This window comes from Ornithinimicrobium carbonis, from assembly GCF_050703245.1.
Lineage (GTDB): Bacteria > Actinomycetota > Actinomycetes > Actinomycetales > Dermatophilaceae > Ornithinicoccus.
Genome location: NZ_CP192647.1, coordinates 1688451 through 1702819 on the forward strand (window position 1 = coordinate 1688451; position 14369 = coordinate 1702819).

Below are 14369 nucleotides of genomic sequence, written 5' to 3' on the forward strand. Positions count from 1 at the left end.
AGAGATGACGTTGGAGAACCCGTTCTACAGCCCCGAGGTGCAGGGAGCCTACGAGCTCCGCTCGATCGGCCGGTTCGAGCTGGAGGAGGGCGGGGTCATCCCCGACCTGCAGCTGGCGGTCGCGACCTACGGCGAGCTCGACGAGGCCAAGGACAACGCGATCCTCATCCCCACCTGGTTCTCCGGCACCCACCAGACGTGGGAGCTGGCCTACATCGGCGAGGGGCGGGCGCTGGACCCCTCGAGGTACTTCATCGTCGTCGTCAACCAGATCGGCAACGGCCTGTCGACCTCCCCGCACAACACCGACGGCGAGATCGCCATGTCCTCCTTCCCGCACGTGCGGATCGGCGACGACGTGCGGGCCCAGGAGCAGCTGCTGCGTGAGGTCTTCGGCATCGAGCAGCTGGCGCTCGTGGTCGGCGGGTCGATGGGCGCGCAGCAGACCTGGGAGTGGGCGGTGCGCTTCCCGGAGAAGGTGCAGCGGGCCGCGATGATCGCCGGGACCGCGCAGAACACCCCGCACGACTTCCTGTTCACCCAGACGCTCATGGACGCCATCACCTCGGACCCGGGATGGAACGGCGGGGAGTATGCCGCCGTCGCCGACGTCGGCGAGGGGCTGCGCCGGCACGCCGACATCTGGGCCGTGATGGGCCTGTCCACCGAGTTCTGGCGGTCGGAGTTCTGGCGCACCGTGGAGCTGCCGGACGTCACCTGGGACACCTTCGAGGAGTTCCGGGACCGCTTCCTACGGCCAACGTTCGCGGCGATGGACCCGAACGCGCTGCTGTCCATGGCGTGGAAGTGGCAGCGAGGCGACGTCGCGCGCAACAGCGACGGCGACCTGGCCGCGGCCCTCGGCCGGATCAGCGCGAAGACCTTCGTCATGCCGATCGACGAGGACATGTTCTTCCCGCCCCGCGACTGCGAGCGGGAGCAGGCGATGGTGGCGGGCAGCGAGCTGCGCACGCTGCACTCGATCGCCGGGCACTTCGGGCTGTTCGGGTTCGAGGAGTCCTACCTGGGCGAGGTCGACGCGAACCTCAAGGAGCTGCTCGACTCGGAGGTGTGAGGCGACCCTGGCAGGGGTTCGTCCGACCCCGCCAGGTAGGCGACGGAGGTCGCGAGGCTGAAGAGCGTCACCACCGAGACCAGAACGGTGGCTGGCAGCGTGCCGGTCTGCCCGCCTGCGGCCATCAGCAGCATGGCGGCCACGATGCTCGTTCCCATCAGGGCCGAGAAGACCAGCCAGGGGCCCAGCCAGAGCAGGCCCCACGCCCGGCCGCGCCAGGCCGCCACGCCGGTGAGGACGAAGGCCGGCAGCACCATCGACAGGTCGACGACGTGGATCGGGTTGACCCACAGGCCCGCCTCGACGATGCTCGCCGGCACCTCGCCCGCGAGGAGCGCCGGGACCAGCTCGCCCAGCCACAGGCCGCCGAAGAGCACACCGACGCCGATGCTCACTGCTGCAGCCGTGCGGCGCACCCGGCCTGCCGGGAAGGTGAGGTCGGCCCGGCGCAGCGGGCCGTGGTGGAAGACGAGCGCCCAGGCGCTGAGGCCGAGGACGGCGACGTAGACCAGGAAGAGGTCGTTGAGGTGCACGGCCACGGCATACACGACGAAGGCGTAGACGAGGTAGAGCAGGTGCCGAGCCAGACCAGGCCCGCACGGGACGACCCGCGGCGCCAGCGGTCGGCCGAGACGAGCAGGACGGCGACGGCCAGGAGGTTGCCCACGTCCTGCCCCTTGGCCTGGGTGGCCCAGTTGAGGGTCTCCTGCGCGTACACGTCGGGGTCGGTCAGGCCCGTGACGCTGGAGACGAGCACGAGGACGGCGACGAGGAGGGACCAGAGAGGGACCGAGCGGGGGGCGGAGGTGGTCATGCGTGCTCCTTCGGGGATCGCAGGACGAGGGCGAGGAGGGGGGAGGCGACGAGCAGGGTCAGCCACACGAGCGAGATGACGAGGATCTCGAAGGTGTCGCCCCGGTCCGGCCCCTCGAGGGCGGTGACCACGGCGAAGGAGACGGCCACGGCCACCGCGCTCCCGACGAACAGCCGGCGCAGGACGCGAGCGGGACGGGTCCCGGTCGGCAGGGCGGGCACGAGGCTGAGCAGTGCCAGGCTCATCAGCACGTAGCCCAGCTCCTCCAGGGCGAGAAAGACCCCGTTGGGGTTGTACTGCGTGAGCATCGACCATCCGTCCAGCTGACCCTTGGCCAGGCTCACGGGCAGCACGGTCACCTGCACCCAGTAGTCGACCAGCAGGACGCCGGCGGCGATCGCCGCCAGCGCGACCGCGAGGAGGCTGTGGACCCTCCGTTCCGGGGCCGTGCGCTCGTGGACGGTGGCGACCAGGGCGACGAAGAGCACCATCAGCACCATGGCGGGGTACATCCAGAGGTAGTCCCCGGGCCACTGTGCGGCGATCACCTCGTCGGTGAACGGGTAGGGCACCCGGTCCGGCAGCGCCGTCAGGGCAAGGGCGAAGGTGATCAGGGTCAGGGCCCCCGTGGCGAGCGCGACCCGTGCGCCGGACCGGGCTGCTCGATCGACCGGCACGGGGGAGGGCGGGCTCTGGGGCCGGGTGGACACGCGCACGTGGCGTCACTTCCTCACTACGCCCCATCGTAGTACTTCGCCGGGTCGGGAATGCGGGGGTGAGGTAACACCGACCTCATCGATGCATAACATCACCTACTCTTTACCTAAGGTGACGTGTCATGGATCGAGGACTGCCGAGCCGTGCCTACCGGTCCACCTGACCGAGGAGACGGCTGCCTCGCCCGGGGCTGCCCTTCTCCATCGTCTCCGGCTGGCCCGGGCCTCCGTGCTGACCGTCTCCTTCTTCCTGGACCTGCCCATGGGCCCGGGCCACGGCATCTTCCTTTGAAAGGACAGCTGATCACCATGACGACCCCCACGATCTACGCCCTGCACGAGAACCCCGAGTGGTTCCCGCCCTTCGCCGAGGCGTTCGCCGCCGAGGGCGTCCACGTCGAGGAGTGGCTTCTCACCGACGGGGTCCTGGACCTGGACTCCACGCCGCCCGAGGGTGTCTTCTGGTCGCGGATCAGCGCCTCGGCGCACACCCGGGAGCACCACCTGTCCAAGGACTACACCCGGGCCGTGCTGTCCTGGCTGGAGTCCCACGGTCGGCGCACCGTGAACGGGCGCCAGGTGCTCGAGCTGGAGATGAGCAAGGTCGACCAGCTCGCCCGCCTCCGGGCCGCCGGCATCGAGACCCCGCGCACCGTGGCCGCGATCGGCCGCCAGCACGTGGTCCAGGCGGCCGCGGCGGTGCCCGCGCCCTTCGTCACCAAGCACAACCAGGGCGGCAAGGGGCTCGGCGTGCGCAAGTTCGAGGACCACGCCGAGCTGGCGGACTACGTGCACTCCGAGGAGTTCGAGGAGCCGCAGGACGGCATCACCCTGATCCAGGAGTATGTCGTGCCCGCCCGCCCGAGCATCACCCGGGTCGAGATCGTCGGCGGGGAGTTCATCTACGCCATCGAGGCCGACACCGCGCGCGGCGGCTTCCAGCTGTGCCCGGCCGACGCCTGCGCGGTCGACCCGGCGACCGGTCAGCCGATCATGCCGCCCGGTGCGACGCTGGCACCGGAGATCGGCCAGCAGCTCTTCTCCCTGCGGGAGGGCTTCGACCACCCGATCATCGAGAAGTACCTGGCGTTCGCCCGCACCAACGGCATCGAGGTCTGCGGCATCGAGTTCATCGAGTCCGTCGACGGCCGCATCCTGACCTACGACGTCAACACCAACACCAACTACAACGCCGTGGTCGAGCAGGCGGCACCGCGGTCCGCGCCCCGGGCGCTGGTGCAGTACCTGCGGTCGGTCGCCGAGAGCCTCTGAGCCTCAGCTCCCGTCCGTCCGCGGCCCGGACGGGTCCGCAGGTGGCGCCCGGAGAACCGGAGGGCCGCCCGGTTCATGACCTCCAGGAGGGAGGGCAGCACGGGTCTCTGCAGCCGCCTCTACGCGAGGCCGGACTCAGGGGATCAGCCGCCCCTTGAGCAGCGACCGGAAGTAGATCATCGGCTCGACATACCGGTCGAACGCCCACAACCAGCGGCGCGGCACCGTCAGGTCGACCAGGCCCGTCGTCTGCTGCTGGGCGCCGGTCCGGTCGAACTCCGCGAGGAACAGGTGCCGGCGGTCGACGGTGATCGGGACGATCGTGTAGCCGTCGTAGTCCTTCAGCGGCTCGTCCAGCCGGGCGGCGCGGATGTTGTCGGCGAGGATCTCGACCTGGCGGCGCAGCGCCCCGCCCGAGGGCCGGGTGCCCAGCGCCGCGACGTCGCCGAGGCTCCACACCCGCGGCGCCGTGCGGTGGGCCATCGTCCCCGGGTCGACGTCCACCTGCCCGGCGGTCCCGCCCGCCAGCGGCGCCAGCCACTCCGGCCCGCGGTAGTGGGGCACCACGAACGCGTGGTCGACCTCGTCGAGCAGCACCCCGCTGGCGGCTCCGGCGAGGGTGACGGTGCGGGCCTGGTGGTCGACGGCCGCGACCGTGGACCCGTGGTGCACGCTCACGCCCGCCTCGGCCAGGCGCGGCTCCAGCCGGCGGTCGGCGAACGGTAGGTCCAGCACCGAGGAGTACGGCGTGACCAGGTGCACGTCGATCCCCGCCAGGACCCCCTGCTCGCGCCAGTGGTCCACGGCCAGGAACAGGGGCTTGAGCGCCGTGCCCCCGCAGGGGGAGGGCTCCGGAGGGATGGTGAAGACCACCCGGCCCCGCGTCATACCCCTGATCGCGGTCCAGGTGCGCTCGGCCTGCGTCTCCAGGTGCGCGGTGGTGGACCACCCCGCCTCCATCGCCGCCGCCAGACCGGGCATGCCCTCCAGGTCCTCGGTGAGCCCGGGGGCCAGCACGAGGTCGCCGTAGCCGACCCGTTCGCCGCCCTCCAGCTCCAGCTCGCGCTGCTCCGGGTGGACCGCGACGGCGCGGGAGCGCAGCCAGGTGCACCCGTCGGGCGCGACGTCGGCGGCCTCGCGGGTCAGCTCGCTCATCGACGCCTGCCCGCCGGCGACGTAGTTGAGCATCGGCCGGTAGCGGTGCGGGCGGTCGGGCGTGACGATCGCGACGTCACGGGCGCCGATCCGCCGCAGCCGGGCGGCCAGGGAGATGCCGGCGTTGCCTCCGCCGACGACGACGACGTCGTGCCAGACCATGGGGTGCTCCCGTCGTTGCGTGGTGCAGTGGGTGGTTGCGGGGTGGTGCAGGGTATGCAGCGACCCTAGTCGCGCAGGCGGCGCGGCGGCGGGTCGAGCGCCGGGGGGCGTGCCTCCGTTAGCCTGACGCGCACCAACACGACGGCCGGGGCGCAGCTGCTCCGGCCAGAGCGGCAGGAGAAGCACGTGCGCATCGGCATCCTCACCGGCGGCGGAGACGTCCCGGGGCTCAACCCCTGCATCAAGGCCGTGGTCAACCGGGTCCACGAGCAGGGCCACCAGGTGACCGGCATCCGGCGGGGGTGGGGCGGTCTGCTGAGCACCGACCTGGACGACCCGTCGTCGGTGGCCGAGCACCTCCTGGACCTCGACCCGGTGGGCGTGCGCACCGTCGACCGCACCGGTGGGACGTTCCTGCACAGCTCGCGGACCAACCCCGGGAAGGTGAAGACCGGCGACGTGCCGGACTTCCTGGCCGACTCGGTCGAGGGTGCCGGCCCGCACGACCTCACACCGCACGTGCTGCGGGTGATCGAGGCCGCCGGCATCGACGTGCTCATCCCGATCGGGGGCGACGACACCCTGTCCTACGGGCTGCGGATGCACCAGGAGGGCGTGCCGACGATCGCCATCCCCAAGACGATGGACAACGACGTCAACGGCACCGACTACTGCATCGGCTTCTCCACGGCCGTGACGCGGGGCGTGCAGTTCATCCACAACCTGCGCACCTCGACCGGGTCGCACGAGCGGATCGCGGTGGTCGAGCTGTTCGGGCGCTACTCCGGGGAGACCTCGCTGATCACGGCATACCTCGCCGGGGTGGACCGTGCCCTGATCCCGGAGGTGCCCTTCGACATCGACCGGGTCTGCGAGCTGCTGATGGCGGACAAGGCGGCGAACCCGTCGAACTACGCGATGGTGACGATCTCCGAGGGGGCCACCGTCCGCGGCGGCGACATGATGCTCTCGGGGGAGGCCGACGCCTACGGCCACCGCAAGCTGGGCGGCATCGGGCAGGTGACCGGCGAGCTGATCAAGGAGCGCACGGGGGAGGGGATCATCTACCAGCAGGTCGGCTACCTCATGCGGTCGGGCAGCCCGGACTCGCTGGACCTCATGGTCGCCACGAACTACGCCGTCATGGCCGCCGACCTGGCGCTGGACGGGTCGACCGGGCGGATGGTGGCGCTGCGCAACGGCAGCTACAGCAGCGTGCCGATCTCGGTGACCGGGGAGGGCGTCAAGCGGGTCGACGTGGGCGAGCTCTACGACACGGCGAACTACCGGCCGATGGTGCGGCACGTGCGCGGGAAGCCGATGTTCCTGTACTGACGCCCGGCCGCGCCTCACCGGTGGGGCGGGGAGGAGGATCAGGTCGGCGGCAGCTCGGCCCGGACCGCCTGGACGAGGAACGCCACCCCGGCGGGAAGGATCTCGTCGTTCAGGTCGTAGTCGGCGCTGTGCAGGGGCGTCCCGCCGCGGCCGGGCCCGGTGCCGTTGCCCAGCAGCGCGAAGCACGCCGGGACGTGCCGGGCGAGCACCCCGAAGTCCTCGCTCGGCATGACCGGGTCGCAGTCGGCGACGACCCGGCCCTCGCCGAGCGCGGCGACCGCGGCCGCGACCGCCCGGGCGGTGACCTGCGGGTCGTTGACCGTCGGGGCGAACTCGTGGGTGTAGGTCACCTCCGCCCTGGCGCCGTGCGCGGACGCGACCCCGGTCGCGACCGCCCGGATCCGTTCCTCCAGCAGCGCCTGGACCCGCGGGTCGAAGCTGCGGGTGTCCCCGGTGATCCGGACCGTGGAGGGTATGGCGTTGCGCGCACCGTCGGTCTCGAACCCGGTGCAGGACAGGACGGCCGGGCGCAGGGGCTCGACGTTGCGGGCGACGACCGTCTGCAGCGCCAGCACGATCTCGGCGCCGGCCACGAGCGGGTCGACGACCGCCTCCGGACGGGCGGCGTGCCCGCCGCGGCCGTGGACGGTGATCGTGAAGTTGTCCTCGCTGGCCATGATGCTGCCCGGGCGCACGTGCAGGTGCCCCGCCGGGATGCCGGGCAGGTTGTGCAGACCGTAGAGCACGTCGAGCGGGAACCGCTGCAGCAGACCGTCGTCGAGCATCGCCTGCGCGCCGCGGCCGGGCTCCTCGGCCGGCTGGAGGACGAGCCGGACCGTTCCCTCGAAGCCGCCCTCCTCGGCCAGCACCGCGGCGGCGCCCAGGGCCATCGCCATGTGCCCGTCGTGGCCGCAGGCGTGCATGGCCCCGGGGTTGGTCGACCCGTGCTCACGGCCCTCGACCTCCTGGATGGGCAGCGCATCCATGTCGGCGCGCAGGCCGACCGCCCGTGGCCGCTCGGGCTCCGGTTCGTCACCGGCGGGGAAGGCGGGGGCGCTGTTCCGGTTCGCCGCGTCGCCCCGGGTGAGCGAGGCGACCAGGCCGGTGCCCCCGACGCCGCGGGCGACGGCATACCCGAGGTTCTCGAGGGTCGTGGCGAGGACGTCGGCCGTGGCGTGCTCTTCGAACGCGGTCTCCGGGTGCCGGTGCAGGTGATGGCGCCAGTCGCGCAGCTGCCCGCCGAGTGCGCGTTCGACGTCGAAGGGCGTGATCACGTCGGTCATGCCGCATCGACCCCTTCCGTGCTGAGCAGGACGACGACGGCGTCCGCCGGGAGGTCCAGGTCGGCCCGTCGTGTGAGGTTGCCGAGCGCGGCGCGGACGCCGGCCAGCGTGGCTGCGCCGCAGGGGCCCGAGGAGACGCCGAGCTCCTGGAGGTCGAGGGAGGCGGTCAGGGCCTGTTCGTCGGTGACGTCGACCGCGGCGTCGCACCCGTCGTGCAGGACCGGCCAGGCGAGGGCGGAGACGGTGCCGCAGTTCATCCCGGCCATGACGGTGCCGGCCGTGGGGACCGAGGTGGGTGAGCCCGCGCGCAGGCTGGTGAGCAGGCAGGCTGCGGTCGCAGGCTCGACGGCCAGGACCCGGGTCGGGTGCGGGGCGGCGGGACGGTCCTGGTCGTCCACGGGTCCGTCCTGGTCGTCCGTGGGTCCGTCCGGGTCGTCCGCGGGTCCGTCCGGGTCGTCCACGGGTTCGGGCTGCCGGTAGTGCGACACCACCGCCTGGGCCAGGGAGCCGACGCCCACGGGGACGGCGACCAGGTCGGGTCGGCGTCCCAGCTGCTCGTCGACCTCCTCGACCAGCGTCCGGTAGCCCTCCACGATCCAGCCCGGCACGTCCTCGTATCCCTCCCAGGCGGTGTCCTGCACGAGCTCCCGGCCCGGTGCCGCCGTGTGGTCCGCCGCCGCCCGGACCGCGTCGTCGTAGTCGCCGTCGACCCGTACCACCCGCGCCCCCTCGCCCTCGATGAGCGCGGCCGTGCTGGCGGGCATGACGGCGGGGACGAAGACCGTGGCGGTCGTGCCCAGCTCCCGGGCCGTCCGGGCGACCGCCCGCCCGTGGTTGCCGTCGGTGGCGGTGACCAGCTCGGCGCCGGGGGACCGGTCGAGCACCTGACGGCAGGCCCAGGACGCGCCCAGGATCTTGAACGCCGGCAGGCCCAGGCGGGAGGACTCGTCCTTGACCAGCACCCGGCCCACGCCCAGCTCCTCGGCCAGGGCCGGCAGGTTGACGAGGGGGCTCGGGGCGTAGCCGGGCAGGGTGCGGTGGAAGTCGCGGGCGCCGCCCGTGGCGTCGGGCAGCGACCACCGGCGGGCCGAGGGGTTGCTGGACCAGGACGTCATCCGGCCAGTCTGCCGGGTCGGGCGGCGGGCGGCGGGGCTGCGGTCCCCACGGGGCCACGGGGCCACGGGGCCAGGACCAGCGACGGCTCGCACGCGGTGGGATGCGGCTGGTGACATGCCGGCGCTCCCGCTGCGGCGTGTCGCGTGCTGCAGCACCGGGGTCCAGGCGCGCGACACGCCGCAGCGGCTGGTGCACAGTGCGCGACACGCCGGGGTGGGGCCAGAGGCTCTTGGGCGGCCTGCGTCCCACCGCGACGACGACGAGACCCTGGTGCGCACCGTCAAAGCCGGCCGACGTGCCCAGCCGGCCGACGTGCCCAGCTGGCCGACGTGCCCAGCCGGCCGACCTGTCCAGCCCCGGCGGTGACGTGGCCCCGATCCCCCGAGCAAAACGGGGCCACGTCACCTGGTCCGGGTGAGGGTCACGGTCCCCACCCGAGGTCCTCACCCGAGGTCGATCGCCCGCACCCGGGGGTCGAAGAGGATCTTATCGAGGAGCCACGCCTGGCCGTCGCGGTCATAGGCGAGGGCGTTCGGCATCGTGAGCCCGTCCGCCGCCACGGTGCACGTGCCCGCGGCGACGTCGCAGCGGTGGACGGCCCCGCCCTCCGCCGCGCCCACGAGCATCGCCAGCCAGCCGGCCTCGTCGAGCTCGGTGACCATGAGGTCACCCTCCGGGGAGAAGTCGAGGTCCACGACGGACGTCATCCCCTCCAGCACGAGGGTGCACTCGGCCGAGGGGCACTGCACGTCGCGGGCGTCCGCCTCGAGCCGCCAGACGCGGGAGAGCCCGGACTGCAGCATGAGCGCGGGGTCCTGGCTGACCTCTCCGGTCAGCTCACCCACGTAGAGGGCGCCGTCCGGTCCGAGGGTGACGGCCGTCGCCACCGGCTGGACGTAGCACGGCGTGCCGTCCGCCAGCGAGAAGAGCACGCGAGGCTCCCCGTGCTCGTCCAGGGGCGGGGTGAGCACGGCCATGGTCTCCACCCGGCCGTTCGCCCGGACGCTCAGCACGGTGTTGCCCGCGGCGTCGGCCAGGGCGACCTCGCCGCCCGACAGCCTGGCCAGCTTGTAGGGGTTGGACTGCGGACCCTCGGAGAAGCCGCCGTAGTCCTCGCACCGCGGGTCCTTCCAGACCGCCCCGTCGGGGTCGTGGGTCCGCTCGAACGTCTCGATGTCGCCGACGAGCCGCGCACCCCCTGGTCCGACTCTCCACACCCCTGCGCCTTCGGCGAGGTCCAGGGCGCCGCGGGCCACGAACGAGGTGCCCGTACCCACCGGTGCCACCCCCTGGACCGCGGTCCCCTCCAGGTGCGGGACGCCGCCGAACTCGCTGGTCGTGCCCGTGTCCGGGTCGATCCGCACGAGGTCGCTGCCGGTGGTCACGAGCAGGTCGCCGTTGGGTACGGCAGCCAGGTCGTAGGCGGGGGCGGGCACGCTGAAGGACGGGTCGGCCTCGTGGGCCGCGACCGGTTGCGCCGCGACGGTCGCCGCCGCCAGGGTCGCACCGAGCGACAGGGCGGCCAGGCGTCGGGGGGTCGTCGCGTCGTTCCGGGGGCGGGACGGGGTGGCGTTCATGGATCTGTCCTCTCCTCGTGGAGGCACCACCATCCCGTCGGGCGCTCACCAGCCGCTCAACGCGCGCTCACCATGTCGTTCCACGACCGCCGGATGCGGTCCTCGAGCCGTCCCCGGCGGTCTCCGTCGAGCTGCTGCCAGACGTCGCTGAAGTGGAGGTGGAACAGCATGGCCGGGCCGTAACCGGGAGAGACCGGCCGGTCGAGGACCTCGGCCGCCTCCCGGGCCTCGCCCAGGGCGAGGTGGACCAGCCCCGCCTCCACGGGGTGCTCGTGCGGGTCGATCGCCGCGAGCACCGTGCGGGCGGCGGGCGCGTCCCCGGTGGCGACGTGGCTCAGCGCCAGGGCGGTGTCGGGCCCGTGACCGGCCCAGGCCGTGCTCAGGGCCCCCGAGGTGGTCGTGGCCAGCGGGGAGAGGGTCTCGACCGCGTCCTCGAACCTGCCCAGGTCGTACAGCGCCAGACCGGCGTAGTAGCGCGCGGTCGTGAAACCGGGGGAGAGCGCGACGGCCCGCTGTGCCTCGGCGTGGGCCGCCGCCGGGTCTCCGCCGGCGAGCAGGGCCAGGGCCAGGTTGCTGACCGCCTCGGCCGAGAGGGGGTTGAGCTGCACGGCACGGCGGGCCGCCGGGAGGGCTTCGCGGGGCCGCCCGACCGTGAGCGCCATCCAGGCCGTCCAGCTGTGCGCGTCGGCGTGTCCGGGGACGTGGCGCAGGACCCGGGCGTATGCGGCCCGTGCGGCGGGCGCGTGGAACCGGGCCTCGGCGATCAGGCCGCGCGCGACGTCGGCCTCGGGGGCCGTCGGGCGCAGGGTCAGGCAGCGCTCCACCGCCGACTCCGCCTCGGTCAGGAGCCGCTCCCGGTCGCCGTAGGCGTAGTCGGCCGTCAGGGCGAGCGCCTCGGCCAGGCCGAGCCACGCCGGCAGGTAGTCGGGGTCGAGGTCGATCGCCCGCCGGAACAGCTCCGTCGCCCGGGCGAAGTCGTCCTCGGTCTTGCGGTCGAAGTGCAGCCGGCCCTCGGCCACGAGCCGGTAGACCTCGAGACTGGACGTGGTCGACGGCAGGTCGGCGACCAACCGGCGCGACAGGGCGGCGGAGAGGTCCCGCGCCAGCTCGCACTGGACCCCGAGCAGGTCCGGGGCGGCCAGCGCCACGTCGTAGCTCTCCGCCCACCGGTGCCGCCCGTCGGCGGCGTCCACCAGCTCCACCGCCAGCGCGAGGCGGTCGCCCGACACCCGGACCGAACCGGTGACGACCGTCCCGACACCGAGCTCGGCCGCGATCCGGGGCAACGGGCTGACGGTCCCGGCATACCCGAGGACCGAGAACCGCCCGACGACCGTCAACCGCTCCACCTTCGCCAGCTCGACCAGCAGCTCCGCGTGCAGCCCGGCCGCGAGGAGCTCGGCCTGGTCCCCGCCGAGCACCTCGAAGGGCAGCACGGCCACCGAGGGGGTCCTCCGGTCCCTCGTCGAGGCCTCCGGCCCGGTGCCGACGCCCTCGAGGTGGCCCGGGGCGAGCGTGTCCAGGCGCGGGTCGTCGTCGAGGAGCAGCAGGTGGGTCTGCTGCAGGGCGCGGGAGGGGTCGACGCCCAGCTCCTGAGACAGGGTCCGCCGCATCCGGTCGTAGGTGGCCAGGGCCTCCGGGCGGCGGCCGCAGCGGTGGAGCGCGAGCAGGAGCCGCAGACAGAGCGACTCGGCGAGGGGGTGCTCGCCGGTCAGCGCGCGCAGCTCGGGAAGGAGCGCCTCGTGCCGTCCGTCGGCCAGGTCGAGGTCGATCCTGGCCTCGGTGGCCCGCAGCCTGAGCTCGGTCAGCCGGTCGCACTCGGCCATCAGCGCAGGGTGGTCCCCGAGCTCGCCGAAGGGTCGACCACGCCAGAGCGAGAGGGCCTCCCCCAGGAGGACCCGCTGCCGGGCCGGGTCGACCACCGGTCCGTCGGGCCGGGCCGCCTCCCGGACAAGACGCTCGAACCGGTGGGCGTCCACGCGTTCCGGCGGCGCGGTCAGCACGTAGCCGGACTCCTGCCACGCCAGCGTGCCGCCCACCGCGTGCAGCGCACCGCGCAGCCGGGACACGAACACCTGGAGGGTGTGGCGGGCGTCCTCAGGCGCCTGCTCCCCCCAGAGGGTGTCGAGCAGCGTGCGCGCGGTGACCACCTCGTCGGCGTGCGCGAGCAGGAGCGCCAGCACGAGCCGCTGCTTGGGCCCGCCCAGGCTGATCGGCCGGGCCGTGGTGCACTCCATCGGTCCGAGCACACGCAGCTCCGCGGTCCGTGCCGACACGTCCGTCATGAGGTGGCTCCTCGCGCAGCAGGCCGCTGCCTGGGGTCACGCCTCAGGGTAGGGGGTCGGGTGCGGCCCGCGCGAGCACCTCGGAGGGTAGGTGCCGCAGATGATCAGCACACCGGAGCCTGGATCCGTCCCACGGCCCTCGTCCTGCCATCATGCCCCCATGACGATCCCCACCGCCGAGCTGCACCTGCACCTCGAGGGCACGCTGGAGCCCGAGCTCATCTACACCCTCGCCGAGCGGAACGGCGTCGAGCTGCCGTGGGCCGACGTCGACGACCTGCGCTCGCGCTACGACTTCACCGGGCTGCAGCACTTCCTGGACCTCTACTACGCCAACATGGCGGTGCTGCGCACGGAGGACGACTTCGCCGACCTGACCCGCGCCTACCTGGCACGCGCGGCGGCCGGCGGCGTGCGGCATACCGAGGTGTTCCTGGACCTGCAGGCGCACACGGCCCGGGGGATCCCCGCCGAGGTGGCGCTGCGCGGGGTGTCCGCCGCCCTGGGCGCCGCCGAGACCGAGCACGGGGTGAGCACCGGTCTCATCCTCACCTTCCTGCGGCACCTGCCCGGCGAGGAGGCGACCGCCGCGCTGCGCGAGGCGCTGGACGTCGACGTGCCCCTCCTCGGGGTGGGGCTGTGCTCCTCCGAGACCGGGTCGGCCGCACCGTTCCGCGACGCGTTCGAGCTGGCCGCCGCCCACGGGCTGCGCCGCGTGGCGCACGCCGGTGAGGAGGGGCCGGCGGCGAACGTCACCGAGGTCCTCGACGTGCTGGGCGTGGAGCGGGTCGACCACGGGCTGCGGGCGCTGGAGGACGACGCGCTGGTGGACAGGCTGGCCGCCGAACGGGTGCCGCTGACCCTGTGCCCGCTCTCGAACGTCCGCCTGCAGGTGGTCGACTCGCTGGACGGGTACCCGCTGCGGGAGCTGATGGACCGCGGGGTGGTGGTGACCGTGAACAGCGACGACCCCGCCTACTTCGGCGGCTACGTGGACGACAACTACCGCGAGCTGACCTCGACGCTGGGCCTGAGCACCGACGAGCTGGCGACGCTGGCGCACAACAGCGCCGAGGCGGCCTTCGTGACGTCGCGGCGCCGGGCGGAGCTGGTCGCCGAGATCGAGGAGTGGCGGGCCTCGCAGGCGTAGCCCCCGGGACGTCCGGTACCGGCGTTTGGCCGGCGTTGAGCGGACGACAAGCCGGGCGAGGCACGGTGGAGGTGCAGCACGCAGCTGCACCCCGACGGTCCGGGCAGCGGAGCCCGGGCAGGGGTCGGACACAGGGAGATGACCGAGGATGAACGCACAGCTGGGCCGTCGCATGCTCACGAGCCTGTCCGCCGGTGCGATCGCGGGGGTGCTCGGTGCGACCGGGATGGCCGCCTTCGCCGCCGACGGGGGACCGCGCCCCATGGTGGTCGTCGACGACGACGGATGCGGCACCGCGATCGACGCCGAGAACGTGGACGGCGACCGGGCGACCTCCAGGACGACCTGGTTCGGGGCCGAACTCAACGCGCTCGAGTGAGCCGGCACCGGCGGCGCCCGCCCCGGCGGGCGCAGGTCGGCACAACCCAC

Annotated in this window: 12 protein-coding genes; 5 read left to right on the top strand and 7 right to left on the bottom strand. The window is 73.3% G+C overall.

Going from position 1 to position 14369, the window contains the following annotated elements; all coding sequences use genetic code 11:
* Positions 1-4: 4 nt before the first annotated feature.
* On the top strand, positions 5-1075 hold the full coding sequence (locus ACQ95T_RS08430; protein ID WP_425942846.1) for an alpha/beta fold hydrolase: 1071 nt from the start codon (positions 5-7) through the stop codon (positions 1073-1075).
* Here the strand turns inward: ACQ95T_RS08430 and ACQ95T_RS08435 are convergent.
* Positions 1021-1623: a hypothetical protein gene (locus tag ACQ95T_RS08435; RefSeq protein WP_425942845.1), complete on the bottom strand. Its 603-nt coding sequence runs from the start codon at positions 1621-1623 to the stop codon at positions 1021-1023. The genes ACQ95T_RS08430 and ACQ95T_RS08435 overlap by 55 nt on opposite strands.
* Before the next feature lie 262 nt (positions 1624-1885).
* Positions 1886-2605, bottom strand: coding sequence for a hypothetical protein (locus tag ACQ95T_RS08440; RefSeq protein ID WP_425942844.1), 720 nt, complete (start codon positions 2603-2605; stop codon positions 1886-1888).
* A gap of 309 nt (positions 2606-2914) precedes the next feature.
* On the opposite strand from ACQ95T_RS08440, the gene ACQ95T_RS08445 reads away from it, so the two are divergent.
* Positions 2915-3877: an ATP-grasp domain-containing protein gene (locus tag ACQ95T_RS08445; protein WP_425942843.1), complete on the top strand. Its 963-nt coding sequence runs from the start codon at positions 2915-2917 to the stop codon at positions 3875-3877.
* 135 nt (positions 3878-4012) lie between these two features.
* Here ACQ95T_RS08445 and ACQ95T_RS08450 read toward each other — a convergent pair whose 3' ends face one another.
* Entirely contained in the window at positions 4013-5194 is a 1182-nt protein-coding gene (locus ACQ95T_RS08450; protein WP_425942842.1) for an FAD-dependent oxidoreductase, read from the bottom strand.
* Between the two features lie 186 nt (positions 5195-5380).
* Between ACQ95T_RS08450 and ACQ95T_RS08455 the strand changes: the two genes are divergently transcribed.
* On the top strand, positions 5381-6529 hold the full coding sequence (locus ACQ95T_RS08455; RefSeq protein ID WP_425942841.1) for a 6-phosphofructokinase: 1149 nt from the start codon (positions 5381-5383) through the stop codon (positions 6527-6529).
* Positions 6530-6567: 38 nt separating this feature from the next.
* Here ACQ95T_RS08455 and ACQ95T_RS08460 read toward each other — a convergent pair whose 3' ends face one another.
* The 4 genes from ACQ95T_RS08460 to ACQ95T_RS08475 all read right to left on the bottom strand — a co-directional run bounded on the left by ACQ95T_RS08460 (position 6568) and on the right by ACQ95T_RS08475 (position 12790).
* A complete protein-coding gene (locus tag ACQ95T_RS08460) occupies positions 6568-7812 on the bottom strand; it encodes an amidohydrolase (protein WP_425942840.1) in 1245 nt (414 codons plus the stop codon).
* On the bottom strand, positions 7809-8927 hold the full coding sequence (locus ACQ95T_RS08465) for a pyridoxal-phosphate dependent enzyme (protein WP_425942839.1): 1119 nt from the start codon (positions 8925-8927) through the stop codon (positions 7809-7811). The genes ACQ95T_RS08460 and ACQ95T_RS08465 overlap by 4 nt, the downstream gene beginning before the upstream one ends.
* A 444-nt stretch (positions 8928-9371) precedes the next feature.
* A complete protein-coding gene (locus ACQ95T_RS08470) occupies positions 9372-10505 on the bottom strand; it encodes a ScyD/ScyE family protein (protein WP_425942838.1) in 1134 nt (377 codons plus the stop codon).
* Positions 10506-10561: 56 nt separating this feature from the next.
* The gene (locus tag ACQ95T_RS08475) at positions 10562-12790 is read right to left on the bottom strand and encodes a BTAD domain-containing putative transcriptional regulator (protein WP_425942837.1); all 2229 of its coding nucleotides are present in this window, start codon (positions 12788-12790) and stop codon (positions 10562-10564) included.
* 160 nt (positions 12791-12950) lie between these two features.
* Between ACQ95T_RS08475 and ACQ95T_RS08480 the strand changes: the two genes are divergently transcribed.
* Complete coding sequence (locus ACQ95T_RS08480; RefSeq protein ID WP_425942836.1) at positions 12951-13940, top strand: adenosine deaminase; 990 nt, start codon at positions 12951-12953, stop codon at positions 13938-13940.
* 148 nt (positions 13941-14088) lie between these two features.
* A complete protein-coding gene (locus ACQ95T_RS08485) occupies positions 14089-14319 on the top strand; it encodes a hypothetical protein (RefSeq protein ID WP_425942835.1) in 231 nt (76 codons plus the stop codon).
* Positions 14320-14369: the final 50 nt, after the last annotated feature.

What these genes read in the sequence shown, in the direction of transcription:
- ACQ95T_RS08470 (WP_425942838.1), bottom strand. Translation starts at nt 10,505, where the DNA reads ATGAACGCCACCCCGTCCCGCCCCCGGAACGACGCGACGACCCCCCGA.
- ACQ95T_RS08480 (WP_425942836.1), top strand. Translation starts at nt 12,951, where the DNA reads ATGACGATCCCCACCGCCGAGCTGCACCTGCACCTCGAGGGCACGCTG.
- ACQ95T_RS08445 (WP_425942843.1), top strand. Translation starts at nt 2,915, where the DNA reads ATGACGACCCCCACGATCTACGCCCTGCACGAGAACCCCGAGTGGTTC.
- ACQ95T_RS08465 (WP_425942839.1), bottom strand. Translation starts at nt 8,927, where the DNA reads ATGACGTCCTGGTCCAGCAACCCCTCGGCCCGCCGGTGGTCGCTGCCC.
- ACQ95T_RS08430 (WP_425942846.1), top strand. Translation starts at nt 5, where the DNA reads ATGACGTTGGAGAACCCGTTCTACAGCCCCGAGGTGCAGGGAGCCTAC.
- ACQ95T_RS08475 (WP_425942837.1), bottom strand. Translation starts at nt 12,790, where the DNA reads ATGACGGACGTGTCGGCACGGACCGCGGAGCTGCGTGTGCTCGGACCG.
- ACQ95T_RS08450 (WP_425942842.1), bottom strand. Translation starts at nt 5,194, where the DNA reads ATGGTCTGGCACGACGTCGTCGTCGTCGGCGGAGGCAACGCCGGCATC.
- ACQ95T_RS08460 (WP_425942840.1), bottom strand. Translation starts at nt 7,812, where the DNA reads ATGACCGACGTGATCACGCCCTTCGACGTCGAACGCGCACTCGGCGGG.
- ACQ95T_RS08485 (WP_425942835.1), top strand. Translation starts at nt 14,089, where the DNA reads ATGAACGCACAGCTGGGCCGTCGCATGCTCACGAGCCTGTCCGCCGGT.